The 23,328-nt window shown below is 68.4% G+C and carries 25 protein-coding genes; 9 read left to right on the top strand and 16 right to left on the bottom strand.

All coding sequences use genetic code 11. The annotated features are described in order from the left end of the window. Positions 1-63: 63 nt before the first annotated feature. The 6 genes from AC4GYU_RS04760 to AC4GYU_RS04735 form a co-directional block, all read right to left on the bottom strand. Positions 64-363, bottom strand: coding sequence for a GNAT family N-acetyltransferase (locus AC4GYU_RS04760; protein ID WP_491085752.1), 300 nt, complete (start codon positions 361-363; stop codon positions 64-66). Continuing rightward, positions 363-1,661 (bottom strand): M20/M25/M40 family metallo-hydrolase, encoded by a 1,299-nt coding sequence (locus tag AC4GYU_RS04755; RefSeq protein ID WP_491085751.1) that lies wholly within the window; start codon positions 1,659-1,661, stop codon positions 363-365. The genes AC4GYU_RS04760 and AC4GYU_RS04755 overlap by 1 nt, the downstream gene beginning before the upstream one ends. Continuing rightward, on the bottom strand, positions 1,658-2,935 hold the full coding sequence (gene fahA, locus AC4GYU_RS04750) for a fumarylacetoacetase (RefSeq protein ID WP_491085750.1): 1,278 nt from the start codon (positions 2,933-2,935) through the stop codon (positions 1,658-1,660). Before fahA ends, AC4GYU_RS04755 begins: the two co-directional genes overlap by 4 nt. Continuing rightward, positions 2,932-4,224, bottom strand: coding sequence for a homogentisate 1,2-dioxygenase (gene hmgA / locus AC4GYU_RS04745; RefSeq protein WP_491085749.1), 1,293 nt, complete (start codon positions 4,222-4,224; stop codon positions 2,932-2,934). Before hmgA ends, fahA begins: the two co-directional genes overlap by 4 nt. 69 nt (positions 4,225-4,293) lie before the next feature. Then, positions 4,294-4,512, bottom strand: coding sequence for a hypothetical protein (locus AC4GYU_RS04740; RefSeq protein WP_491085748.1), 219 nt, complete (start codon positions 4,510-4,512; stop codon positions 4,294-4,296). A gap of 58 nt (positions 4,513-4,570) precedes the next feature. Further along, on the bottom strand, positions 4,571-4,807 hold the full coding sequence (locus AC4GYU_RS04735; RefSeq protein WP_491085747.1) for a KTSC domain-containing protein: 237 nt from the start codon (positions 4,805-4,807) through the stop codon (positions 4,571-4,573). Between the two features lie 168 nt (positions 4,808-4,975). On the opposite strand from AC4GYU_RS04735, the gene AC4GYU_RS04730 reads away from it, so the two are divergent. From AC4GYU_RS04730 to AC4GYU_RS04720, 3 genes are all read left to right on the top strand, one after another. Further along, on the top strand, positions 4,976-6,151 hold the full coding sequence (locus AC4GYU_RS04730) for a PAS domain-containing protein (protein ID WP_491085746.1): 1,176 nt from the start codon (positions 4,976-4,978) through the stop codon (positions 6,149-6,151). 76 nt (positions 6,152-6,227) lie between these two features. Next, entirely contained in the window at positions 6,228-10,853 is a 4,626-nt protein-coding gene (locus AC4GYU_RS04725) for an NAD-glutamate dehydrogenase (protein ID WP_491085745.1), read from the top strand. 10 nt (positions 10,854-10,863) lie between these two features. After that, complete coding sequence (locus AC4GYU_RS04720; protein ID WP_491085744.1) at positions 10,864-11,718, top strand: ATP-grasp domain-containing protein; 855 nt, start codon at positions 10,864-10,866, stop codon at positions 11,716-11,718. On the opposite strand, the gene AC4GYU_RS04715 is transcribed toward AC4GYU_RS04720, so the two are convergent. Genes AC4GYU_RS04715 through AC4GYU_RS04695 form a run of 5 tightly spaced genes read right to left on the bottom strand, consistent with a single transcriptional unit; the run spans position 11,707 to position 17,521 of the window. Then, positions 11,707-11,946: a ribbon-helix-helix domain-containing protein gene (locus AC4GYU_RS04715; protein ID WP_491085743.1), complete on the bottom strand. Its 240-nt coding sequence runs from the start codon at positions 11,944-11,946 to the stop codon at positions 11,707-11,709. The two genes, AC4GYU_RS04720 and AC4GYU_RS04715, sit on opposite strands and share 12 nt — an antisense overlap. Before the next feature lie 2 nt (positions 11,947-11,948). Then, positions 11,949-12,671, bottom strand: a complete 723-nt coding sequence (phbB, locus tag AC4GYU_RS04710) for an acetoacetyl-CoA reductase (protein ID WP_491085742.1) — start codon at positions 12,669-12,671, stop codon at positions 11,949-11,951. A 33-nt stretch (positions 12,672-12,704) separates the two neighbouring features. Further along, entirely contained in the window at positions 12,705-13,712 is a 1,008-nt protein-coding gene (hemH, locus tag AC4GYU_RS04705; RefSeq protein ID WP_491085741.1) for a ferrochelatase, read from the bottom strand. A 3-nt stretch (positions 13,713-13,715) separates the two neighbouring features. Beyond that, positions 13,716-15,857, bottom strand: coding sequence for a molybdopterin cofactor-binding domain-containing protein (locus tag AC4GYU_RS04700; protein ID WP_491085740.1), 2,142 nt, complete (start codon positions 15,855-15,857; stop codon positions 13,716-13,718). Then, complete coding sequence (locus AC4GYU_RS04695; RefSeq protein WP_491085739.1) at positions 15,854-17,521, bottom strand: class I adenylate-forming enzyme family protein; 1,668 nt, start codon at positions 17,519-17,521, stop codon at positions 15,854-15,856. The genes AC4GYU_RS04700 and AC4GYU_RS04695 overlap by 4 nt, the downstream gene beginning before the upstream one ends. Before the next feature lie 71 nt (positions 17,522-17,592). Between AC4GYU_RS04695 and lgt the strand changes: the two genes are divergently transcribed. The 6 genes from lgt (at position 17,593) to AC4GYU_RS04665 (ending at position 21,359) form a co-directional block, all read left to right on the top strand. Then, positions 17,593-18,468 carry a prolipoprotein diacylglyceryl transferase gene (gene lgt, locus AC4GYU_RS04690; RefSeq protein ID WP_491085738.1) on the top strand — a complete coding sequence of 292 codons (876 nt, stop codon included), beginning with the start codon at positions 17,593-17,595 and terminating at the stop codon, positions 18,466-18,468. 47 nt (positions 18,469-18,515) lie between these two features. Further along, positions 18,516-19,442 carry a class I SAM-dependent methyltransferase gene (locus AC4GYU_RS04685; RefSeq protein ID WP_491086877.1) on the top strand — a complete coding sequence of 309 codons (927 nt, stop codon included), beginning with the start codon at positions 18,516-18,518 and terminating at the stop codon, positions 19,440-19,442. Further along, complete coding sequence (locus tag AC4GYU_RS04680; RefSeq protein ID WP_491085737.1) at positions 19,439-19,942, top strand: GNAT family N-acetyltransferase; 504 nt, start codon at positions 19,439-19,441, stop codon at positions 19,940-19,942. Before AC4GYU_RS04685 ends, AC4GYU_RS04680 begins: the two co-directional genes overlap by 4 nt. After that, positions 19,939-20,712, top strand: a complete 774-nt coding sequence (pgeF, locus tag AC4GYU_RS04675) for a peptidoglycan editing factor PgeF (protein WP_491085736.1) — start codon at positions 19,939-19,941, stop codon at positions 20,710-20,712. Before AC4GYU_RS04680 ends, pgeF begins: the two co-directional genes overlap by 4 nt. A gap of 34 nt (positions 20,713-20,746) precedes the next feature. Beyond that, positions 20,747-21,013 (top strand): hypothetical protein, encoded by a 267-nt coding sequence (locus tag AC4GYU_RS04670; RefSeq protein WP_491085735.1) that lies wholly within the window; start codon positions 20,747-20,749, stop codon positions 21,011-21,013. Positions 21,014-21,098: 85 nt separating this feature from the next. Further along, positions 21,099-21,359: a DUF2171 domain-containing protein gene (locus AC4GYU_RS04665; protein WP_491085734.1), complete on the top strand. Its 261-nt coding sequence runs from the start codon at positions 21,099-21,101 to the stop codon at positions 21,357-21,359. Between the two features lie 333 nt (positions 21,360-21,692). Here AC4GYU_RS04665 and AC4GYU_RS04660 read toward each other — a convergent pair whose 3' ends face one another. The 5 genes from AC4GYU_RS04660 to AC4GYU_RS04640 all read right to left on the bottom strand — a co-directional run bounded on the left by AC4GYU_RS04660 (position 21,693) and on the right by AC4GYU_RS04640 (position 23,320). Beyond that, positions 21,693-21,827 (bottom strand): hypothetical protein, encoded by a 135-nt coding sequence (locus AC4GYU_RS04660; RefSeq protein ID WP_491085733.1) that lies wholly within the window; start codon positions 21,825-21,827, stop codon positions 21,693-21,695. A 49-nt stretch (positions 21,828-21,876) separates the two neighbouring features. After that, complete coding sequence (locus tag AC4GYU_RS04655) at positions 21,877-22,062, bottom strand: hypothetical protein (protein ID WP_491085732.1); 186 nt, start codon at positions 22,060-22,062, stop codon at positions 21,877-21,879. Between the two features lie 85 nt (positions 22,063-22,147). Then, complete coding sequence (locus tag AC4GYU_RS04650; protein ID WP_491085731.1) at positions 22,148-22,381, bottom strand: hypothetical protein; 234 nt, start codon at positions 22,379-22,381, stop codon at positions 22,148-22,150. Then, positions 22,378-22,548 carry a hypothetical protein gene (locus tag AC4GYU_RS04645; protein WP_491085730.1) on the bottom strand — a complete coding sequence of 57 codons (171 nt, stop codon included), beginning with the start codon at positions 22,546-22,548 and terminating at the stop codon, positions 22,378-22,380. Before AC4GYU_RS04645 ends, AC4GYU_RS04650 begins: the two co-directional genes overlap by 4 nt. 199 nt (positions 22,549-22,747) lie before the next feature. Beyond that, complete coding sequence (locus AC4GYU_RS04640) at positions 22,748-23,320, bottom strand: DUF1993 domain-containing protein (RefSeq protein ID WP_491085729.1); 573 nt, start codon at positions 23,318-23,320, stop codon at positions 22,748-22,750. Positions 23,321-23,328: the final 8 nt, after the last annotated feature.

Below are 23,328 nucleotides of genomic sequence, written 5' to 3'. Positions count from 1 at the left end.
CGTTTGGCTATGCAACCGCTCCCGCCGCCCTGACAAGTGGCGGCGCGGCAACAGGTGCGGCTATCAGCGCTCGAGGAGGTGCGCCGAGGCAGGGTCGAGCAGGTCGCGCACCTCGGGGTGCCGGCGCATGTAGGTCACATAGAAGGAGCATTGCGGCACCACGCTCAGTCCTTCCGAGCGTGCCCATTCGAGCGACGCCTTGGCGATGGCCGAAGCGAGACCCTGTCCCTCGTGCGCCCTTGGGACGACCGTGTGCGGAAAAAGGACCCGGTCCCCGGCGCGGCGATAGTCGGCAAAGGCGACGTCGCCATCGTCGAGTGCGATCTCGAACCGCTGCCGCTCTTCATTGTGCCTTACCTGCATCACCGCCGCTCCTTGCCCAGGCGGCTCATCAGGATGGCCGCGCGCACTGCCTGTCGGCTGATCGAGGGGATATCGACCCGCTCCTCCGCCGTATGGTCGCCAGAGGACGCCGGGCCGAGACCGACCAGCCCGTCGACGTCCGCAGCGACGAAGCTGATGTCGCCCGCCCCGCGCTTCAGCGGATCGAGCGCTTCCATGACCGGCAGGTCAAGGTCGCGATTGACCGCGTTCAGGCGAGTGAGGAGCGCGCGGTTTCCCGCGGTCGGCGCCATTGGCGGATAGCCGTCCTCGAATTCGAGCTTCGCTTCGAGGACGCCCGGAAGCGAGGCCCGGACGATCGTCTCCATCTTGGCCCTGGCGCGGCTGATCTGGTCGGCGCTCAATGCACGGAGGTCGCCTCGGGCGACCGCCTGCGCGGCGATGATATTGGTCTTGCCCGTGACCTCGGCACGGATCCCGCCCGGCGCGAGCGCTGCGCTGGTTCCGCCCGCGACCAGCCCGACGTTGAAGGTCAGGCTCGGCTCCGCGACCTCGCGGCGAAACGCATCGAGGATCCGCGCCAATTCGTAATTGGCGCCGAAGCCGCTGCTGGCCGAGAAGACACCGCTCGAATGGGCGCCTCGGGCGCGTATCGTCAGCGTCCAGTCGTTGACCGAGCGCCGGGCGATCGAGCCCATGTCCCGGCTATTCTCCTGAGCCAGTCCTTCGAAGTCGAGCGCCGCGTCGGCCGCCTTGCCGGCGGCGATGAGGTCCGCCCGTGCGGTCGCCACCGGCGTGCCGGGATCTTCTTCATCACCAGTGAGAAAGACGGTGAGGTTGGCGTCGCGCAAGGTGCCGGCCGTCCGCATCGCCCGAAGCGCGGCGATGATTACCGCGACGCCACCCTTGTTGTCGGCAGCCCCGGGACCGTGGCCCCGGTCACCCTCGCGGGTCCAGCGCTGGAAGGGGGAATCGGGCTCGAACACCGTATCGAGATGCCCGATCAGGAGCAGTCGCTTGTTGCCCTTGCGACCCGCGTGCGTCGCGACCAGATGGCCCGCCCGGCCGGTCTGGCGGAGCGGAATCCAGCGCACTTTGAAGCCCAGAGGCTCGAGCTCGGCCCGGACCATCGCGGCGACCTTCTCGACCCCCTCGGGGTTCTGGCTGCCGCTGTTCTGGTTCACCATCCGCTCGAGCAGGGCGATGGTGCGCTCCTCCTCGGCGGTGATCGTCGCCTGCATGCTGCGCTCGGCGCTCGTCAGCTGCGCGGCCGCGGGACTTGCGAGTAGCAGTGCAGCAGCGGCGAGCAGACGCCTCATCCGACCACCAGCCCGCGGCATTCGCCGAGCCCGATCGACACAAAGCCCTCGGCCTCGGCACGAGCAGTCAGGATCAGTTCGTCGCCATCCTCGAGGAAGCTGCGCTCCTCTCCCGATGGCAGGGTCAGCGGCGCCTTCCCGCCCTTGCTGATCTCGAGCAACGACCCAAGCCCGTCGGCCGACGCCGTCGACAGCGTTCCCGTTCCGATGAGGTCGCCCGGCTGGAGATTGCAGCCGTTGCAGGCATGGTGCGTGACGATCTGCTCGACGGTCCAGTACATGGCGTCGGCCGCACGCCCGCGGCTGAGGCGGAGCGGGGCCTGGCCAGCGGCACGCATCGCAGCACTGCTGAGGCTCGCCTCCACCGTCAGGCCTAGCCCCGGACGCTCCGATCCGCCCGTCAGATAATCGAGCGGTGCCGGATCACCTTCAGGGCGCGCGAACGCCGCCGTCATGAATGGGGCGAGCGCCTCGGGCGTCACCAGGAAGGGCGAGACGCTGGTCAGGAAATTCTTGGCGAGGAACGGCCCGAGCGGCTGATATTCCCATGCCTGAAGGTCGCGCGCGGACCAGTCGTTGAGCAAGCAGTAGCCCGCGACATGATCCTCGGCCTCGTCGATCGGGATAGCTTCGCCGAGCGCATTTCCCGGCCCCACCCAGATCCCGAGCTCGAGTTCGTAATCGAGCCGCCGCGACGCGCCGAAGACGGGCACGTCGGCCTCGGGCGGCTTGCGCTGCCCCTTGGGCCGAATCACCGGCTCGCCCGATACCCGCACGCTCGACGCGCGGCCGTGATAGCCGATCGGCACATATTTGTAGTTGGGCAGCAGCGGATTGTCGGGGCGGAACTGCCGTCCGACGTTGGTCGCGTGATGAATGCCGACGTAGAAATCGGTATAGTCGCCGATCAGCGTCGGCAGGTGCATGGTCGCTTCGCTCTGACCGATCAGCGCTTCCTCGACCGCGTCGCGATGCGCTTCGTTGCCGAGCAGTTCGCAAACGCGATGGCGAAGCGCGACCCGCGCCCCGCGGCCGAGCGCGAGGAAGCCGTTCAGGACCGGGCTCTGCAATTCCTCGGACCAGGCGTCGCCGAGCGGTTCGGCGACCGCGGGCAGATCGAGCAGCATGTCGCCGATGGCGACGCCCGCGCGCCGCTCGCGACCCTCGCTCGAGAAGATGCACAGCGGCAGGTTCTGGATCGGAAAGTCCCGATGTCCATTGGCGCTGTCGACCCAGCTGGTCAGCGCCGGATCGTGGCTGTGATCGATCCTCATGGCAGGCGCGCCTTGGGGAAGTCGGCCCAGGCAAGGTCATAGTCGGACTGCGCCCGCGACAAGGCCTCGGCCGGGACCTCGAATGGCCAGCAGCTTTCGACCATGAAGGCCATGGTCCCATCGATCTTCACTGGTTTCAGCTCCGCTTCGCTGGCCTTGCGCCAGGTGTCGACGTCGGGCCCGTGCCCGCTCATCATGTTGTGCAGCGACAGCCCGCCCGGGCGGAAGCCGTCGGCCTTGGCGTCATATTCGCCCGTCAGCAGGCCCATGCACTCGCTCATCACGTTGCGGTGGAACCATGGCGGCCGGAAGGTGCCCTCGGCGACCATCCAGCGCGGGGGGAAGATCACGAAATCGGCATTGGCCCGGCCGACCACGCTCGAAGGCGAGGTCAGGACGGTGAAGATGGAGGGATCGGGGTGGTCGAAGCTGACTGTGCCGATGACGTTGAAATGCGCGAGGTCGTAGCGGCACGGCGCGAGGTTGCCGTGCCAGGCGACGACGTCGAGCGGGCTATGGTCGAGCGTCGTCGCCCACAGTCGTCCGCCATATTTCTGGATAACTTCGTGCGGCTGGTCGCGGTCCTCGAACCAAGCGACCGGGGTCTCGAAATCGCGCGGGTTGGCAAGGCCGTTGGCACCTATCGGCCCGAGGTCCGGAAGCCGGAAGGGTGCGCCGTAATTTTCGGCGACATAGCCCCGCGCCGCCCCGTCCGGGAGCAGGACCTTGAAGCGGACCCCGCGCGGGACGAGCGCAATCTGCCCGGGGGCGATCTCGATCCGACCGAATTCGGTGATGAGGTCGAGCCGGCCTTCCTGCGGCAGAAACAGCAGTTCGCCGTCAGCCGAAAAGAAGACCCGGTCCTCACGCTCCACATTGGCCGCATAGAGGTGGACGGCGACGCCTTCTAGCTCGTGCGGCGCACGATTGAAGACCGCGGTCGTGAGGGAATCGATGAAGTCGGTCCCCGGCGCGGACGACGCGATCGGGTCCCAGCGAAGCCGGTTCGGGGCGAGCAGCTCCGGCCCCGCCTTGCAAATGAGCCCAGGCGCGCCGTCATAGGCCGTGAATGGCCGGTGATCGGCGGTCGGACGGAGACGATACAGCCACGAGCGGCGATTCTCGTGCCGCGGCATGGTGAAGGCCGTGCCCGACAGCTGCTCGGTATAGAGGCCGAAGGCCGGTCGCTGCGGAGAATTGCGCCCCTTGGGCAGTGCGCCTGGAACGGCTTCGGTCGCGACATGCCCGCCGAAGCCCGGCAGGTAGGCGGGAGTTGAGGTCGTCAGCATGCGTCCTGCTCTAGGACTGCGCGACGACGCTGAAAAGCGTGCTCGGGCCGGAGCCCGAGCACCGCCGCATCAGTTGACGTTGACGTTGATCTTGTCCGGGATCTTGATCTCGGTGGTCTTGCTGCCGAAGCCGAGATTGTCGCGGAAGACATAGGCCAGGATCAGCAGGGCGATGATCAGGACCACCGCGACCAGCGCGCCGCTTCCGCCGCCGCTGCCCGTATTCACTACCGTCGTGCGCTCGACGACGCGACCATCGTCGATGCCGTCCCCGTTAATGTCCGCCATGGAAATGCTCCTGTTGTTGCGGCGAAACGAACGCGGACGGAGGACGAACCGTTCCGCCTCAATGTGTCGTCGGCGTTTCTGTCCGGTCCTGGTGCAGCCGGTGGCAGTCGTAGCGGCCGCGGATGTTGGCGTTGAAGAATCGGCCCTTCGACGAAGCGGCGGCGAATTCCTCCGCAAGCAGCGCCGGCACGCCGAGATAGAGGTAGCGCCCTCCGTTCGCGAGGCACAGCTCGAGCGCCTGGGTATCGGGCCAGTAGCGGGCCGAGCGGATCAGCGTGGACGAGGGCGACGACATCAACCGGTGTGAACGCCCCTTCCGCACATCCAGATTCATCCCGTGCGATGAAGGGATTCCCACGCGAGTCCAACGGGTATACTTAACTTCTTGGTAACCGCCATTGAGGCAATTGCATCCGGACTGGGGGTCATTGTTGACGGCATGGACGGAATCCTACCTTCGAGCGTGACGACGGACACGGACGTTCCGGACGCGACTTCGGTGATCGGCACCGACGAGCGGCGGATGCACGTGCGCGCCTACAATTATTGGGCATCGCTCCTCGAGGGCCGCGAATTCCCGTCGATCGAAGATCTCGACAGCAGCGATGTGAAGGACTTTTCCGACCACAGCCTGCTGCTCGACTTCACCGCCTCGCCCGACAATCCGGCGACCAGCTTCATCGGCACCGCGATCCGCGCCGAGTGCGAGATCGGCGACGAGGTCCGCTCGATCGCCGACGTCCCGCCGCGCTCATTGCTGAGCCGCCTGACCGATCATTATCTGCAGATCATCGCCAATCGCGCGCCGATCGGCTTCGAGGCCGAATTCTCGAACCAGCGCGGCGCCGACATCTGCTACCGGGGCATCCTCATGCCCTTCTCGTCGGACGGCGAGACCATCGACTTCATCTATGGCGTGATCAACTGGAAGGATGGCGCCAGCGCCCCTGCCGCGCCGGCCTTGTCGCTGGCTAATATTGCGGTCGACGCGGATGACGGGGACGTTCTCGAGCTCAGCGAAGCGCTTCAGGCCGAAGACGAGGTCTCGATCGACGAGGACGCCGGCCTCGCCGACCGCCTGTCGGCCGCGCGTGAGACGGTGGAAATCCTCAAGGCCGCCGACGGGCGAAGCCGCGCCGCCCTCTATCGCGCTTTGTCGATGGCGTACGACTTCGCGGTCGCGGCCCGCCGCGTGCCCGATGATTATGCCGAGCTGCTCGAGGATGCCGGAGTGAAGACTCAGGCGCGTGCGCCGATGACCCCGATCGTGAAGCTCGTCTTCGGGGTCGACTATGACAAGGCGCGCCTGACCGAATTTGCCGCAGCCTTGTCCTTTGCTGAACGCAGCGACGTGCCGTTCGAGGGGTTCCTGCCGTTCATCGAACAGCACCCCGGCGGCCTCAAGGGACTGGTGGCAGCCGAGCGCGACGCGCGCCGTCCCGAGCCGCGGGTCGACAATCGCGCCGATCGCGCCCGGACACGCCTCCGCACGGCGCATGCCCAGCCGCTCAGCGCGCTTGCCGGAAACGACGAATTCACGCTGGTTCTAGTCCGCCGCGACGCGCAGGGCCGGGTCGAACCCGTCTCGGCGGTGACCGACCTCACCCTCCTCGAAAAGGCGCTGCGCCGGCTGGTCTGACCAGCCGCGGGGTTGTGACCCCGCGTCGACAGGCCTAGACGCCCGCCTATCTTCAGAGGCGGAGCGATAATCGATCATGGCGGCTGACCCCCGCGTGTCCGGCGCGTTGACGGATGCTTTTTCCAAGGCCTTGCTGAGCAGTGCGCTGCCGGGCGAGACCTCTGGCTTCTCCCCCGCCGAGCAGGCCGAGGCCGCGGCATTCATCGCCGAAGCGGCGGCCGACCGGCCGCCCAACCAGATCGTGCTCAAGCTCGAATCCGTCGGCGGCGAAGCCGGTGCGCGCACCATGCGCCTCGTCATCGTCAACGACGACATGCCCTTCCTGGTGGATAGTGTTGCCGCCGTCATCGCCGGCCATGGCTTGACCGTTCGCCGGCTGCTCCACCCGATCGTCCGGGTCCAGCGCAGCGATGGCCGCCTGAAGGCGGTCGGCGAGGGCGAACCGGAATCGATCATCTACGTCGAGCTCGACCGGGCCGACGCGCGCGGCCGCCACGAACTGGTCCAGGGCATCGAGGGCGCCCTTGCCAGCGTCCGGGCGGCGGTGGGCGACTGGCGCACCATGCTCGAGATCATGCGTTCGGACGCCGCCGAGGTCGCGGTGCGCGATCCCGAAAGCGCGGCGCTGCTCGAGTGGCTTGCCGACAATCACTTCACGCTCCTCGGCCACAAGGTCGTGTCGGCCGACGGCCGTGGCGGCGAGGCCCTTGGCATTCTCTCCTCCGACGGCATCGACCTGTGGAGCGCGGAGGACCTGCGCGGCCTGCTCGAGGCGATCGCCGACGATCCCCGTGCCGTGCTCGCCCTGAAGGCCGACCGCCTGTCCCCGGTTCATCGCCGGGTGCCGCTCGACGTGCTGATCGTCCGCCGCGGCGATGGCTCGCTGTCGGTCCACGCCGGTCTTTGGACCAGCGCCGCCCTCCGCTCGCCGCCGACCGAGATTCCGGTCATTCGCCGTCGCCTCGCCGAGCTCGATGCCGAGCTCCGCTTCGCGCCAGCCAGCCATGGCGCCAAGGCTCTCGCCCACGCCATCTCGACCCTTCCGCACGACCTCCTCGTGTCGTTCGACGCGGCGATGGTGCGCGAAGCCGCGGTAACCGCGATGAGCCTCGCCGATCGCCCGCGTCCGGCGCTGCTGCTGCTTCCCGGCGCGCTTCGCCGCCACCTGTTCGCCTTCGTCTGGCTGCCCCGCGACGAACTCACCACCACCCGCCGGCACGCGATCATGAAGATGATCGAGGAAGCGGTCCTGTCCTCGGTGACGAGCTGGTCGGTCGAGCTTGGCGACGGCGATCTCGCCCTCATCCGCCTGACCCTCGGCTATGCCGCCTCGCGTCCGCTGCCCGACGTCGCCGAGCTCGATCGCCAGCTGGTCGAAATGGTCCGCGGCTGGGCCCCGGCCGTCGAATCCGAGCTGACCGAGCGGGTCGGCACCGGCCGCGCGACCCGGCTCGCGCTCACCTATCTCGCCGGCATTCCCGAGGATTACCGGACCCGCGCCACCGCCAGCGAAGCGGCGCTCGACATCCTGCGCCTCAACGCGCTTGAAGGCAGCGACGACCGCGACGTGCGGCTGTTCCGCGATCCTTCCGATCGTCCCGGCCAGCTGCGACTCAAGCTCTATCGCTCGGGCGGGCTGATCCCGCTTTCGGAAGCCGTTCCCGTAATGGAGAATTTCGGCTTCCGCGTGATCGAGGAGCGCGCCGCCTCGCTCGGCGAGGACAGCCGCCTCGGCCACGTCCACGACTTCCGCCTCGACCTTCCGGGGGCCGAACTCGACACCGTGCTCGCGCGCACCGACGTCATCGAGGGCGCCATCTCGGCCGTTCTCCAGCGTCATGCCGAGGACGACGAGTTCAATCAGCTTATCCTGCTTGCCGGGCTCGACCCGCAGCCGGTGGTCTGGCTGCGCGCCTGGTTCCGCTACCTGCGCCAGACCGGCGCCGCCTACAGCCTCGTCACTATCGTCGAAGCGCTGAAGCGCAGCCCGGCCGCGACCCGCTCGCTGATCGGCTGGTTCGCGGCGATGCACGATCCGGCCCGCGCCGACCGTGCCCAGGCCGTCGCCAGCGAGCGCGGCGCCTTCGAAGCGGCCCTGCAGGACGTGAAGTCGATCGACGACGATCGCATCCTCCGCCTGTTCCGCAACGTGGTCGATGCGACGCTGCGCACAAACGCCTTCGCCCCGCGTCCGGGCGAAGCGCTCGCGTTCAAGCTTGATCCGGCCAGGATTCCGGGTCTTCCCGCGCCTGTCCCCTATCGCGAGATCTGGGTCTACAGCCCCCGGGTCGAGGGCATCCACCTGCGCGGCGGCCCGATCGCGCGCGGCGGCCTCCGCTGGTCCGACCGGCGCGACGATTTCCGGACCGAGATCCTTGGCCTCGTGAAGGCGCAGCTGGTCAAGAATGCGGTGATCGTGCCGACCGGCGCCAAGGGCGGCTTCTATCCCAAGCAGCTTCCCTCGCCCGCGGTCGACCGCGAGGCGTGGCTGGCCGAAGGGACCGAGAGCTACCGCACCTTCATCCGCTCGCTGCTGTCGGTCACCGACAACATCGTCGACGGCAAGGTCGTTCATCCCGACGGCGTCGTCATTCATGACGGCGAGGACCCCTATTTCGTGGTCGCCGCCGACAAGGGCACCGCAACCTTCTCCGACGTCGCCAACGCGATCGCGCTCGAGCGTGGCTTCTGGCTCGGCGACGCCTTCGCCAGCGGCGGCTCCAACGGCTACGACCACAAGGCGATGGGCATCACCGCCAAGGGCGCGTGGATCAGCGTCCAGCGTCACTTCCTCGAAATGGGGATCGACATCCAGAAGGAGCCGGTCACCGTGGTCGGCTGCGGCGACATGTCGGGCGACGTGTTCGGCAACGGCATGCTGCTCAGCAAGGAGATTAAGCTTGTCGCCGCCTTCGACCATCGCCACATCTTCATCGATCCCGATCCCAATCCGCACCGCAGCTGGGCCGAACGCGAATGCCTGTTCGCCATGCCGCGCTCGAGCTGGGACGATTATGATCGCAGCAAGCTGAGCCAGGGCGGGATGATCGTCCCGCGCAGCCAGAAGGAAATCACGCTGACCCCCGAGGCCAAGGCGGCGCTCGGCCTCGATGTCGACGTGATCGACCCCGCCTCGCTCATTTCCGGCATCCTCAAGGCGCCGGTCGGGCTGATCTGGTTCGGCGGCATCGGCACCTATGTGAAGGCGTCGACCCAGGTGAACAGCTCGGTCGGCGACCCCGCCAATGACCCCGTTCGCGTCGACGCCGACGAGCTTCGCGCCAAGGTCATCGGCGAAGGTGCCAACCTCGCCATCACGCAGGCCGCGCGGATCGAGTTCGACGAGCATGGCGGTCGCTGCAACACCGACTTCATCGACAACAGCGCCGGCGTCGACTGCTCGGACAATGAAGTGAATATCAAGATCCCGCTCAACGAGGAGATGCTGCACGGCAAGCTGACCCTCGAGGCGCGGAACGAGCTGCTCGCCCGGATGACCGACGAAGTCTCCGAGCTGGTGCTCGAGGACAATCGCCTCCAGTCGCTCGCGCTGTCGATCGCCGAGAGCGGCGGCGCCGCGGCGGTGCCCTCGCAGGTCCGCACGATGGAGCTGCTCGAAGCCTCGGGTCGCCTCGACCGCAATGTCGAGGGCTTGGCCGACAGCGAGGAACTGCTTCGCCGCGCCGCCGAGAACCGCGGCCTGACCCGCCCCGAGCTCGCGGTGCTGCTCAGCCTCAGCAAGCTCGAGCTGCAGGACGCGGCCGAAGCACTCCAGCTCGCCGACGATCCCCTGCTCGTTGATCAACTGCTTGCAGCCTTCCCGGCGCCGATGCGCAAGAAGCATCGAGAGTCGATCCTCAACCACCGCCTGCGTCACGAGATCATCGCGACCAAGGTCGCCAATCGCTTCGTGAACCGCCTCGGGCCGAGCATCGCGCTCGATCTCACCGAGGAAGAGGGAAGCTCGCTCGGCCAGGTAGTCGCGGCCTTCCTCGCGGTCGAGCAGCTGCTGCAGCTTGACCGGCTGTGGGAGCGGATCGACGAGGCGATGGTGCCCGAGGACGTCCGCCTCAAGATCTTCGGGATCGCGGCGCAGAGCATCCGCGGCCACATCGCCGACATCCTTCGCGCCACTTCGGGCGAGACCTGCGTCACCCGGATCGTGGAAATGCTTGAGCCCGGGCTTGGCAAGGTCAATGTGGCTTCGCGCCGCCTCATCCGTGAGGAAGTGCGGCGCCAGGCCCAGTCGCGCAGCGAGGCACTCGAAGCGCTCGGGGCCAGCGGCGAGATCACCCGCGGTCTGGTCAAGCTATACGAGCTCGACGGCGTGTTCGGGATCACCGCGCTCGCGGCCCGCAAGGAAGTCGACGAGCTGGCACTGACCAAGGCCTATGTCCGGCTCGGCGAAGTGCTCGGGATCGACTGGGCCCAGAGTCAGGCGATCCGTCTGCGTCCGACCGATCAATGGGAACGGCTGCTCGTGGCGGGCCTCGCCCGCGACTTCGAGCAGCTGCGCCTCGATTGGCTGTCACGGACCCGTGGCGACGATCCCGAAGGGGCGGTCGATCGCTGGACCGAGCGCCAGGGGCCGCGGATCGACCAATTCCGCCGGCTCGTCACCCGTGCGCGGAGCAGCGGGACGGTGACCGTGCCGATGCTCTCGCAGATTGCGGGCCAGGCGCGGATCCTGCTCGCCCGCTAGGGACGTTCGGATGCGCATCGCCCTGCTGAGCCCAGCGCCGGACTATGATGCCGAGTGGCGCTGGGCCTTTGACGTCGAAGCCGAAGCGCTCCGCGAGGCAGGGGCGGACGTCATCGCCGCGCCATGGACCGAATTCGACACGCCGCAGGATGTCGACCTCGTCCTGCCACTTGTCGTCTGGGACTATTACCGGCGGCATGAGGAATGGTTCGCCTTTCTCGACCGCGCGGAAGCGGCCGGCTGGCCGATGCGCAATCCACCCGCCTTGCTGCGCTGGAACAGCGACAAGGCCTATCTGGCCGAACTGTCGGGCAAGGGCATCGCGACCGTTCCGACGCTCGAGGTCGATCATCTGAACGAGGCCGCGCTGGCCGCGGCGCATGGCGTGCTCAAAAGCAGCGACCTGGTGGTGAAGCCGCCCGTCTCGGGCGCCGCCTGGAGCACCTTCCGCCTCGGCGCGGGCGACCCCGTCCCGCCCGAGGTTCATGGCCGCCGAATGCTTGTCCAGCCGTGGCTCGAAGGCATCGTCGCCGAGGGCGAATATAGTCTGATCCTGTTCGGCGGCCGCTATTCGCATTGCGTCATCAAGCGCCCGCAGGATGGCGACTTCCGGGTCCAGCCCGACCATGGGGGAACGACCGCGCGCTGTGAATGTCCCGAAGGCGGCCTCGCGCTGGCGGAGGCGGCCTTGGCCGCGGCACCGGCGCCATCCACCTATGCGCGGGTCGACCTCATTCGCGGCGCCGACGGTGGACTGCAGTTGATGGAGCTCGAGCTGATCGAGCCCGCGCTGTTCCTGCACTGCGTTCCCGAGGCCGCCCCGAACTTCGCCGCCGCGGTCCTCGCCGAAGCCTCAGCCGCCTAGCGCCCGGCCGAACAGCCACTGGCGCAGCGCGCTGGTCAGGTTCGGTGGATCGGCGACGCGCAGCCGGGCCTCGTCGACCTCGGCGACCAGCGCGTTGATCGGAATGACGGCGTCGCGCGCCGCAATCTCGAGCGCGGTCCAGAAGATCGGCTCGAGACTGATGCTGGTCTGGTGACCGCGGATCAGGACGCTACGCTTTACCGGCGGCGAATAAGTGACGGTTTCCACCGTCAGTACATGTGCTGACCACCGTTGATGGACAAGGTCGAGCCCGTCACGAAGCCGGCATTCTCGTCGACCAGGAAGCAGACCCCGCGGGCGATCTCGTCGGCCCGGCCGAGACGGCCGACCGGGATCCGCGCCACGATCTTGCCGAGCACTTCCTCGGGCACGGCCGCGACCATGTCGGTGTCGATATAGCCCGGTGCGATGGCGTTGACCGTGATCCCCGAGCGCGCGCCTTCCTGCGCCAGCGCCTTGGTGAAGCCATGAATGCCCGACTTGGCGGCGGCATAATTGACCTGGCCATATTGGCCGGCCTGCCCGTTGATCGAGCCGATGTTGACGATCCGGCCGTAGCCGCGCCCGACCATGCCGTCCCAGGCCGCCTTGGCCATGTTGAAGCAGCCACCGAGATTGGTGTCGATGACCTCCTGCCACTTGGCATGGTCCATCCGCTTCATCGTCGTGTCGCGGGTAATGCCGGCATTATTGACCAGTACGTCGACCGGGCCGAGCGCCGCCTCGACCTCGCGCACGCCCGCGACGCACGCCTCATGGTCGCTGACATCCCACTTAAAGGCGCGGATTCCAGTCCGCTCGGTAAACACCCGCGCGCGCTCGTCATTCCCGGCGTAATTGGCCGCGACGGTCATGCCGCTGTCGCGAAGTGCGACGCTGATCGCCTCGCCGATGCCGCGTGTTCCCCCGGTTACGATTGCCACGCGTGCCATAAACTCACTCTCCCTGTCGCCGACAGGGGGAGCCTAGGCAGGCGCAATCCACCCCGCAAGCTCGCGCCGGATGATCGCGCCCAGCATCGCCATTCCGGTCTCGCCATCATTGAGGCAGTCGAGCCGCGCGAAGTGGGTTCCGCCCGCTTCCTCGAAGCTTTCCTTGCCGCGGATGCCCAGTTCCTCGATCGTCTCGATGCAGTCGGCCGAGAAGCCCGGTGCGGCGATCGCGATCTTCTTGATCCCCCGCGCCGGATAGGCCTCGAGCACATCCTCCGTTGCCGGCTCGAGCCACTTGTCGCGCCCGAACCGCGATTGGAAGCTGGTGTCGGTCGGGATGCTCATCCGCTCGCCCAGCAGCCGCGCGGTCTTGCGGCAGTGACAATGATAGGGATCGCCCTTGCGCAGGGTTCGCTCGGGCATGCCGTGATAGGAGAGGAGCAGCCGCTCGGGCACGAAGTCGAGCGCGGCAATCTGCCGCTCGAGATCGCGATGCAGCGCGTCGATATAATCGTCGCTGTCGTGATAGGGTGGAAGCGTCCGGATCGCCGGCTGCCAGCGCATCGCGGCGAGGGTCGCAAAGGCCATGTCGTTGGCGGTCGCCGTCGTCGCCGCGCAATATTGCGGATAGAGCGGCGCGATCAGGATCCGTTCGCAGCCGAGCTCCTTCAGCCGTTCGACCCCCGCCGGGATCGCCGGCGCGCCGTAGCGCATCGCCCAGTCGACCAGTACCGTCTCACCGAGCATCGCCTGCAATTTCTCGGCCTGCTTGCGGGTGATGGCGGCGAGCGGCGATCCCTCCTCGGTCCAGACCTGCGAATAGGCATGCGCCGACTTGGCCGGACGGGTGCGCAGGATGATCCCGTGAAGGATCGGCTTCCACACCGCCTTGGGCACTTCGATCACGCGCGGATCCGACAGGAATTCCGCGAGATAGCGGCGCACGGCCGATACCGACGGCGCCTCGGGAGTGCCGAGGTTGATCAGCAGGACCCCGACCTTGCGTGGCGGGACATGGGGATGGTCGGGCGGTGGCTGCATGGATCAGGACATCGGGTTCAATGGAAGCGAGCGCAAGCGCCGTCCGGTTGCGGCGGCGAGCGCGTTGCCGACCGCCGCGGGGGCAGCGGCCGGACCGAGGCCGTTGACCCCACCGGGCGCGGCGCGGCTAGGCAGTATTTCGACCAGTGTCTCGGGCATCTGTCCCAGCCCCTGCGCGACCGGGCCGAGCGGCGCGACGATCCGGCCGTTCCGGAACTGCGCCGCGGGCGCGATGGCCTGGTGGATCGCCGCGATCATCCCGCCTTCGACCTGCTGTCGGACAAGGTCGGGATTCGCCACTCGCCCGCAATCGACCACCGCGACCAGCCGGCTGACCTGGACCCGCCCACCCGCGCCCACGTTGGCACTGGCGATCACGGCGATATGGCTGCCGTAGGCGCTCACAGTGGCAAGACCCATCTGGCTCCCCGGCCCGCCGCCGTCCCAGCCGCCGAGCGCGATCGCCCGGACCAGGCAGCGCGCGAGCCGCGGGTTACTGCCGAGCAGCGCCAGCCGCTGGCTCAGCGGATCGCGTCCCCCAATCCGCGCCAGTTCGTCGAGGAAGCCTTCGGTGAAGAAGGCGAGCGAGCCGTGCAGCTCGCCACGATGATAGCCGAGCCGCACCGGAAGCGCCGTCTCGGCCAGCTCGAGCGCGACATTGGGCACCGCGTAAGGCAGCATCGCCATCACGGCTTGTCGCACGCCCCCGCCCGATCCGCCGAACAGCCGTGTCATCGCCTGCGCCGTGCCGTCGCCACCCGCCACCCGCATCCTCCACCCGGCAATGCTGCCGTCGGGCATCGGCCGCGCATAGAGGCGGGCCCGCAGTGGCGAGCGGACCGGATCGGCGCGGGCCTGGTCGATCCGGCTCAAGGTCACTTGCACCGGTTTCCCCGTCTGCCGCGCGAGCGTCGCAGCGATCGGAACGGCGTCATTCTCGAGCGCCGCGCCGCCCTGCCCGCCGACCGGCATTGGGTAGAGGATGGTTCGGTCGGCCGCGACCCCCGCCGCCGCCGCGGCGGCAAGGCGGGCGAGCTCGGGCGCCTGCGTCGCCGCCCAGATCTCGAGCAGGTCGCCCTCCAGCCGGGCCGTCGCGCTCAGCGGCTCGAGGTCGGCATGGATCGCAGCCCCGGCCGAATAGCTCGCGGCAAGCGGGCGGATGCCGTCGAAGATATCGTCGACGTCGCCGAGCGAATGGAGCGTTGCGAAATCATCGCCGCCAAGCGCAGCGTCGAGCGCCGCCTCCACATCGTCGTCATTGCCGCCGGCTCGCGCGAAACTGCGGACCTTCGCCCCGGCAAGCGCCTTTTCCGCCGTCCACCAGTCGGAGGCGAGCGCGGCGACCCATTGATCCCCGCTGACGAAGCGGACCCCGTTCGGCGGGGCACCGTCTACCCTGATCCCCGCACCGCCCGATCGCCGGACCGACGCGTGCAGCATCTCGGGCAGGCGCACGTCGCCGGCGAAGCGCAGGCTTGCCCTCGCCTTGGGCAAGGCGTCGAGCCGCGGCAGCGCGCGTCCCGCAAGCTGACCCGAGCGCGGGCGAAGCGCGACGTCGCGCGGCGGAGTCCGGCCCGCCGCCCCTTCGGCCAGCACCGCAAAGGGAAGCCGCTTGCCCTCATGCATGACGACGCCGTCCGCCGTGTCGCATTCGGCCGCCGACACGCCCCACTGGTCCGCGGCCTCGGCTACGAGCAATGCGCGCGCCGCCGCCCCCAGCTGCCGCATCGGCCCTTCCATTGCCCGGAGCGAGGTCGATCCGGCGGTGATGCGCAGCGCCCCGTCGGGCAGCTGCCACCGGCGCCATGACGAGACACCGCCGAGCCAGCCTTCGCCCTCGGCCAGCCCGTTTCCCCAGTGCGTTCCCGTCCGCGCCGGGGCGACCCCGACCGCGGTCCAGTCGGCACCGAGTTCGTCGGCCGCAATCTGCGCAAGGCCGGTCCATATCCCCTGCCCCGTCTCCACCTGGGGCACGGCGATGGTCACCCGCCCGTCAGGCGCGATGACGATCCCGGGGCCGAGCAAGGCTTCGTCCTTGCCCGGCAGGAGGCTCGGAAGCGCGGCCCGAGGCCAGGCCGCATAGGCGACGACCAGCGCACCCGTCGCGCCGGCGCCCACCAGCAGGGTCCGGCGATCGACCTTCAAGCCGCGTACTGGGCCTTGAGCGCCACGCGGTCGATCTTGCCGGTGCCCAGTCGGGGCAGGCTGTCGCTGGCGAAGATGAAGCGGTCGGGCACCTTGAAGGCGGCGAGGCGCGGCTGGAGGAAGGCGCGCAGCTCCTCTTCGCCAAGGTCGCTGCCCTCGGCCGGCACGACCACCGCGACCGGGACCTCGCCGAGCCGCTCGTCGGGCACGCCGAACACTGCCGCCTCCGCGACATTCTCGCAGGCGTAGACGGCAGCCTCGACCTCGGCCGAGCTGATGTTCTCGCCGCCGCGGATGATGATGTCCTTCTTGCGATCGACGATGAACAGATAGCCGTCCTCGTCGAGGTAGCCGATGTCGCCCGTCTTGAAATAGCCGTCCGCGGTGAAGGCATCGACGGTCGCTTCGGGGTTCTTCCAATAGCCCTTGATGTTGGCCGCGGCCTTGATCCCGATCTCGCCGCGCTCGCCCTGCGCCAGATGCGTGTCGCCGGCGCCGAGGATGGCGAGCTTGACGTAGGGCAGCGCCCGCCCGGTCGAGGCCGGCTTGGCGAGGTAATTGCCCCAGTAATTGCCGCAGCCGACCGCGTTCGTCTCGGTCAGGCCATAGCCAAGCGCCGGCTGGGCGGTGGTGAAGCTTTCCTTCAGCCGCTCGACATGGGCGACCGGACGAGGCGCCCCGCCGGCGGCGATGTCGGTCAGGCTCGACAGGTCATGCTGGTCGCGGTCGGGATGGTTCATGAGCTCGAGGCTCATCGTCGGCACGCCCACGAAATAGGTGATCTTCTCCCGCGCGATCAGCCGCAGCGCTTCGCCGGCATCCCACTTGGGCAGGAGCACCATGCCGCGACCGATGACGAAGCTGTTGAGGAGCACAGGCACTTCGCCAGTGACGTGGAACAGGGGCACGTTGACGAGGGTGCGCGGCGGGTTCTTCGGCCCCTCGCCCATGCTTTCCATCACGCCCAGCAGGGTCATCAGGCTGGTCGCATAGGTATAGACGCCCATCGTCACCGCGCGGTGGGTCGACAGCGCACCCTTGGCTTCGCCGGTCGAGCCGGAGGTGAAGAGGATGGTCGCATCGTCGTCCGGTCCGATCTCGGGCAGCTCGGCGGTGCTGTCCTCGCCGCCCATCAGCGGCGCCAGCGCTTCGACGATCGGCCGCTCGATCGGCAACGACACGAGGGGCCAGGGGCCACAGGCCGCGGCGATCCGCTTGGCGCGTGGCTCATCGGCGATGATCAGCCTTGGCTCGGTCAGTTCGAGCGCATGATTCATCTCGGCGCTCTGCCACCAGCCGTTGAGCAGGGTGGAAATGCCGCCGGCCTTGAGCACGGCCATGTGCGCGACAATCCAGCTCGGACAATTGCGCATCGCGATCCCGACACGGTCGCCCTTCACAACCCCGTGACGCTCGACCAGTGCCCGGGCCAGCATGTCGGATACCCGGTCGAGATCGGCAAATGTCAGCCGTTCCTCGCCCGCGATGACCGCCTCGACCGCTCCGTTCAGCGCACAGAAGGCCTTGAAGAAGGTCGGCAGGGTCGCCGGGAAATTCGTGACCACTGCGCAGCCATGCTCGTCCTCCCCCAGCACGATCCGACCGCCCGGCCCCGTGACGGCCGCGAACACGGCGTCATAACGTTGGTCGAGCTCACTCGGCATCGTCTCGGGTCTCCTTGGACTTTGGCTTCGTCCCTCTTATGAGACGCGAGGGCCAAGAGGGAAGTGTCTGAATGGAAGCTGCGTTGATTGCCGGGATTTCCTATACGAGCCTCGGCCTCGATCCGGTGGCGCTCGACCTCGGCTTCTTTCAGCTGCGCTGGTACAGCCTCGCCTATCTCGCGGGCATCTTCCTCGGTTATTTCTACCTGCTCAAACTCATCAAGCAGCCCGGCGCGCCGATGGCCCGTCGCCATGCCGACGACCTCGTCTTTTACGCCTCGCTGGGCGTGATCCTCGGCGGCCGCCTCGGCTACGTCCTCTTCTACCGGCCCGATTTCTACATCGAGAATCCGCTCGAAATCGTGAAGCTGTGGGACGGAGGCATGAGCTTCCACGGCGGCGTCCTCGGCACCAGCCTCGGGATCATCTACCTCAGCTGGAAGGAGAAGCTGAACTGGCTCCGGGTGCACGACTATGTCGCCTGCGTCGTGCCGATCGGCCTCTTCACCGGTCGCCTCGCCAATTTCGTCAACGGCGAATTGTGGGGCGCGCCGACCACCGTGCCCTGGGCGGTCCGCTTTCCCGAAGTCATCGCGGGTGTCGCCACGCTGGGCCCGCCGCGTCATCCGAGCCAGCTCTACGAAGCCGCGCTCGAGGGGCTGCTGCTGTTCGCGATCCTCGCCGTCATGTTCTGGAAGACCCGCGCCCGTTACCAGCCGGGCCTCCTCGTCGGCGCCTTCCTCTTCTTCTACGGCCTGTTCCGCTTCGGGGTCGAGTTCATCCGCGAGCCTGACGAGCAGCTCCGGGAATTTGCGCTGGCGACCGGGCTCCACATGGGCCAGTGGCTCTGCGTGCCGATGATCCTCGGCGGCCTCTACCTGATGCTGACCGCCGCCCGGCGCCGGCAGCGGGTCGAGCCAACGGCCGGCCTGGAGAGCATCGCCTGACTCCGTTCGAGCGGGCGTTGCGTGACCGTCTGAAGGCCGAGGGCCGGATGACGGTCGAGGCCTATATGGAGGCCTGCAACGATTATTATTACGCCACCCGCGACCCGCTTGGCAGCGCCGGCGACTTTACCACCGCGCCCGAGATCAGCCAGATGTTTGGCGAACTGGTCGGCGCCGTGCTGGTCGATTGCTGGCGCCGGGCCGGCGCCCCCGGCAACGTCCGCTATGTCGAGCTCGGCCCGGGCCGGGGAACGCTCGCCAGCGATGCGCTGCGGGTGATGCGTTCGGCCGGGCTCGCCCCGCCCGTCCACCTTGTCGAGACCAGCCCTGTTCTGCGCGAAGCGCAAGTCGCGACGCTCGGGGAAGTCACCCATCATGACCGGATCGGCGACCTTCCCGGCGACGGGCCCCTGCTGGTGGTCGCCAACGAATTCCTCGACGCCCTTCCTATTCGCCAGCACGTCGGCGGTGCCGAGCGGCATGTCGAATGGATCGGCGACGGACTGGCCTTCGATCGTGACGGGGAGGTGATCGAGACGTCGCCCGCCCGCGACGGCGCGGTCGAGGCGCTGGCCGAGGGCCTCGTCCCGCTCGGCGGGGTCGCTCTCATCATTGATTATGGTCATGAGCGAACGGCGCCCGGCGACACGCTCCAGGCAGTCCGCGGCCACCGCTTCGCCCCGGTCCTTGCCGAGCCGGGCGAGCAGGACCTCACCAGCCATGTCGATTTCGAGCGCGTGGCCGCCGTGGCGCGCGAGGCCGGGGCCTTTGTCGCCGGGCCGGCCGAGCAGGGTGCCTGGCTCGAACGGCTCGGCATCCAGGCCCGCGCCCGGGCGCTCGCCAATGCCTCGCCCGAGCGGGCTGCCGAGATCGAAGAGGCGCGGGCGCGATTGTGCCGACCCGACCAGATGGGCAGCCTGTTCAAGGTGCTTGCCATCCACTCGCCTGAATGGCCAAGGCCCGCCGGGCTATGATCGTCCGTCCCGCCACCGCCGCCGACCTCGCCGCCATCGCCGGCATCTTCCGCACCAGCTTCTGCGCGACCTTCGCGCACCTCTACGATCCTGCCGACCTCGAGGCCTTCCTCGCCGGCTTTACGCCCGACGCCTGGGCCGGAGAGTTTCGCGACCCGGACTTCGCGTTTGCGGTGGGTGAGGTCGATGGAGCGGTGCTCGGCTATGCCAAGGTCGGACCCAACAAGCTGCCCCATGTGGTGAGCGAGGGGGCGATCGAGCTGAAGCAGCTCTACCTACTCAAGCAAGCGCACGGGACCGGGCTGGCGGGGGCGCTGATGGAGTGGGTGCTGGCCGAGGCGCGGCGGCGGGGGGCGGAGCGGATCGCCCTGTCGGTCTTCACCGAGAACCACCGGGCGCAGGCCTTCTACCGCCGATACGGCTTCGCGGACCGGGGGCCGGTCACCTTCATGGTCGGCAATCATCCCGACGAGGACCGGGTGTGGGAGAAGTCGCTTTGACCGCCGCCTCTCCGCCGCCCGCCTGGACCAGCCAGGCGCTCGCCGTCCCCCATGGCTTCCTCGGCCGCCGCGGAGGCGTGTCCGAGGGGGCGATGGCCAGCCTCAACTGCGGCTGGGGGAGCGGCGACGACCTCGCGGTCATCACCGAGAACCGCCGCCGCGCGGCCGACGCGGTGATCCCCGGAGCGAGGATCGTCTCGCCCTATCAGGTCCACGGCACGACCGTTCTCGAGGCCGGCGACTGGACCGACGACGCGCGGCCCGAGGCCGATGCCCTCGTCACCGACCGGCCCGGGATCCTGCTCGGGATCCTCACCGCCGACTGCGCCCCGGTCCTGTTCGCCGACCGCGAGGCGGGGGTGGTCGGGGCGGCCCATGCCGGTTGGCGCGGGGCGCTCGGCGGGGTGACCGACACCACCATCGCCGCGATGGAGGCACTGGGCGCCCGCCGCGAGCGGATCGCCGCCGCGATCGGCCCGACCATCGCCCGGGCAAGCTACGAGGTCGACACCGCCTTCCCCGATCCCTTCCTCGCCGCCGATCCCGAAGCCGAGCGCTTCTTCGCCGAGGGCCCGGCCGGAAAGCCCCACTTCGATCTTCCGGCCTATCTCCTCCACCGCCTCGCCGCGGCGGGGCTGCGCCGGGTCGAGGCGCTCGGGCTCGACACCTATGGGCACGAGGCCGACTTCTATTCCTTCCGCCGCGCGACCCACCGGGCCGAGCCGAGCTACGGCCGCCAGATCAGCCTGATCGGCCTCCCGCCGCGCTAACCTTCGGGTAAGGCTGGCAGGCTATCACGGGCGCATGGCGAGCCCGCTTCCGAGCCGTAGCAAGAAAGCCGTCGACCTCCGCGGCGGGGCGCGTCCCGTCGGCTCGCGGATCCGCCGCGACCCCCCGCCCCCGCCCGAACGCAAGGTGACCCCGGGCGAGCTGCGCGAGCAGGAAGCCTGGGTGATCGGCACCGGGATCACCGCGGTCGCGCTGGCCATTGCGGTGATCCTCACCGCCGCCTCGCAATGGGCCGGCTGGAGCCCCAGCCAGTATACGATCAGCATCGTCGACCACCGCTGAGCTGGCCAAAGGTCGGGTAACGGACCCAGCCGCGACCCCGAGCGTTAAGGCGCCGGAACAACCAAGCGGAAAAGGACCGACTGCCATGGCCGACCTCAGCCAGATCAATGAACATATGGAAGTCATCGGCGCCGACGGCGTGCATCTCGGCACCGTCGACAAGGTCGAGGGCGAGCGCATCAAGCTGACCAAGAAGGACAGCGGCATGACCCATGGCGACCACCACCACTATATCCCGGGCGGCCTGGTCGCCGGCGTCGAGGGCGACAAGGTCCGCCTCAGCGCCAATGCCGACGTCGCCGCCGGCCTGTTCGAGCAGGAAGAATCGGGCGAGCCGATCGGCTAAGCCTAAGCGACGGCAGGAATGCCCTTGGACGGGGTCGGACGGCGAGGCTGTCCGGCCCCGTCTTTCGTTGGTCGCAGGTCACGAAGATGACGCACGATCGGGTGTCGGCGAAGGCGCGTATCCCCGGGGAAAATGGCGGAGACGGGCCGTTCCTGGCGGTGCGAGGAAGGTGACGTGCCGTGACCCTGAAGCTTCGGGTGGGCACGGGCATGACGGAAGCGCGAGGGCGATGGACGCGGGGTGCGGACAGGAAGCGCACGCCAGCCCCTTAACCGATATGGCTCGTGTAGGACAGGGTTTTTGTGCCCGACCTCGAAGGCAGCACGTTGGCTGTCAGCGCGGCGCGGCGATACTGCGCTGCTGCGACGGGCGGTCGGCCAGGTCCGCTGCGCGTCGGTCCTGCGCCGCGTGGGCGATGCCGGCGAGCGACGGCAGCAGCACGATCAGCGGGATGACGATGTTGCGCATTGCCGCAAGGCTAAGGCGACAGGGTTACCAAAGTCTTGCGGCACGATCGTCAGGCGGTGGCAGGGGGCGGCTCGGGGAGGATGACGGGATCGGCCAAGCGGAGCGCGGCGGCGCGGCGGTCATAATCGTCGGCAAGGGTCGTCAACAGCTCGACGGTCACCGGATCATTGACCTCGCGGGCAAGGCGGCGGCAACGCGCGGCCTGCCGCTCGAGAAAGTCAATCTCCTCGTTCATCCCGGATCCGATAGAAGAATCGCCGAAACGCTGCCCTGATCGATGTTAATCGCGCGACGCAGCCTTCGGTCCCGCTAGACCGGGCCTAGCGCGAGGCGCTGCCCGAATAGGCCGGGCGGAAGCGCGCGCGGGTGGTGGTGGCGGCGATCAGGCTGGACTTGAGCTTGCGGGTCATGACCGCGGCGCCGGCGCTGCTCATGGTCACGAGGCGGGTGCCGCCCTCGGGAAGCCGCTCCAGCGCCGAGATGCCGACCTTGGCGGCGGTGCATTTGGCGATCACGTCCTGCTCGCTGAGGCTGAGGAAGAGGACGCGGCTCACTTGGCCACCGCCTTGCGGCGGGCGTCGATCTTCGCGCCATAGCCGTCGAACAGGCCCATGTGGGCCGAGCGGGCGCGGGCGCAATTGCTGTCGAGGGCGCGGGCGAGCGAGATGCCGCGACGGTGGTAGAGATAGTTGAGGTCCATGAAGGCTCCCTTGTGGATCAAGCGGGAGCGCGTTGGGTCTCTCAGCCGCACGGGCTTGGATAGCCGTTCCGTGCGATGGCCATGGCTTAGCACGGGGCGGGGGAAAGGCCTAATCGGGAGGCTCCCCTGCGCAGGCAGGGGCCCAGTATTCTTTCGGCAGGCGCGAGGCCGGAAGAACAAGGAAGGCACTGGGCCCCTGCCTTCGCAGGGGAACAGGAGGTCAGGCGCCGGGCATGGTGCCGGGGCGGAGGTAGGCGAACATGTGGGGGACATAGTCCTGCTTGCCGAGCGGCACGCCCGCGCTGCGGAGCAGGGCGTAGGCGATGTCGACATGGAAGCCGACCTGCGGCAGCGCCCAGTCGCGGGCGAAGGTGAAGCCGGTCATGTCGAACACCATGCCCATCGGCAGGGCATGGGCGAGCGGCCGGTCGGCGGCGGCGTCGAGCGTGCCATCGCCGACGGTGTCGAGAAAGGCGAGCGCCGCGCTAAGCATCGCGCGGAGGTCGGCGACCGAACCCGTCTCCTCCTGCCGGGTCGCGGCATGGGTGCGGAGCGCGACAATGGCGTCGGGGGTTTCCTGCCCAAGCAGGCGATGGATGGTTTCCTGGACGAGGAATGCGGCGACGCGGACCTGGCTGTGGAGCGGGAACATGTCGACCGCGAGCCGGACCCCGAGCAATTCGGTCTCGCTCATCCCCTGCGCCGCGGCATGGGCCGCGCCCTTGTCGAGCCAGGCGGACAGGGCCCCGAGCTGGTGGCGGAAGGTGGGGACGAGGAGGCTGGTGAGGGTCATGGGCGCGA

The sequence above is a fragment of the Sphingomonas sp. SP2 genome, from assembly GCF_058313385.1.
Note: the sequence above shows the minus strand (reverse complement) of the source record. Positions and strands in the feature narration are given on the sequence as shown.

What these genes read in the sequence shown, in the direction of transcription:
- AC4GYU_RS04760 (WP_491085752.1), bottom strand. Translation starts at nt 363, where the DNA reads ATGCAGGTAAGGCACAATGAAGAGCGGCAGCGGTTCGAGATCGCACTC.
- AC4GYU_RS04755 (WP_491085751.1), bottom strand. Translation starts at nt 1,661, where the DNA reads ATGAGGCGTCTGCTCGCCGCTGCTGCACTGCTACTCGCAAGTCCCGCG.
- fahA (WP_491085750.1), bottom strand. Translation starts at nt 2,935, where the DNA reads ATGAGGATCGATCACAGCCACGATCCGGCGCTGACCAGCTGGGTCGAC.
- hmgA (WP_491085749.1), bottom strand. Translation starts at nt 4,224, where the DNA reads ATGCTGACGACCTCAACTCCCGCCTACCTGCCGGGCTTCGGCGGGCAT.
- AC4GYU_RS04740 (WP_491085748.1), bottom strand. Translation starts at nt 4,512, where the DNA reads ATGGCGGACATTAACGGGGACGGCATCGACGATGGTCGCGTCGTCGAG.
- AC4GYU_RS04735 (WP_491085747.1), bottom strand. Translation starts at nt 4,807, where the DNA reads ATGTCGTCGCCCTCGTCCACGCTGATCCGCTCGGCCCGCTACTGGCCC.
- AC4GYU_RS04725 (WP_491085745.1), top strand. Translation starts at nt 6,228, where the DNA reads ATGGCGGCTGACCCCCGCGTGTCCGGCGCGTTGACGGATGCTTTTTCC.
- AC4GYU_RS04720 (WP_491085744.1), top strand. Translation starts at nt 10,864, where the DNA reads ATGCGCATCGCCCTGCTGAGCCCAGCGCCGGACTATGATGCCGAGTGG.
- phbB (WP_491085742.1), bottom strand. Translation starts at nt 12,671, where the DNA reads ATGGCACGCGTGGCAATCGTAACCGGGGGAACACGCGGCATCGGCGAG.
- hemH (WP_491085741.1), bottom strand. Translation starts at nt 13,712, where the DNA reads ATGCAGCCACCGCCCGACCATCCCCATGTCCCGCCACGCAAGGTCGGG.
- AC4GYU_RS04695 (WP_491085739.1), bottom strand. Translation starts at nt 17,521, where the DNA reads ATGCCGAGTGAGCTCGACCAACGTTATGACGCCGTGTTCGCGGCCGTC.
- lgt (WP_491085738.1), top strand. Translation starts at nt 17,593, where the DNA reads ATGGAAGCTGCGTTGATTGCCGGGATTTCCTATACGAGCCTCGGCCTC.
- AC4GYU_RS04685 (WP_491086877.1), top strand. Translation starts at nt 18,516, where the DNA reads ATGACGGTCGAGGCCTATATGGAGGCCTGCAACGATTATTATTACGCC.
- AC4GYU_RS04680 (WP_491085737.1), top strand. Translation starts at nt 19,439, where the DNA reads ATGATCGTCCGTCCCGCCACCGCCGCCGACCTCGCCGCCATCGCCGGC.
- AC4GYU_RS04670 (WP_491085735.1), top strand. Translation starts at nt 20,747, where the DNA reads ATGGCGAGCCCGCTTCCGAGCCGTAGCAAGAAAGCCGTCGACCTCCGC.
- AC4GYU_RS04665 (WP_491085734.1), top strand. Translation starts at nt 21,099, where the DNA reads ATGGCCGACCTCAGCCAGATCAATGAACATATGGAAGTCATCGGCGCC.
- AC4GYU_RS04660 (WP_491085733.1), bottom strand. Translation starts at nt 21,827, where the DNA reads ATGCGCAACATCGTCATCCCGCTGATCGTGCTGCTGCCGTCGCTCGCC.
- AC4GYU_RS04655 (WP_491085732.1), bottom strand. Translation starts at nt 22,062, where the DNA reads ATGAACGAGGAGATTGACTTTCTCGAGCGGCAGGCCGCGCGTTGCCGC.
- AC4GYU_RS04640 (WP_491085729.1), bottom strand. Translation starts at nt 23,320, where the DNA reads ATGACCCTCACCAGCCTCCTCGTCCCCACCTTCCGCCACCAGCTCGGG.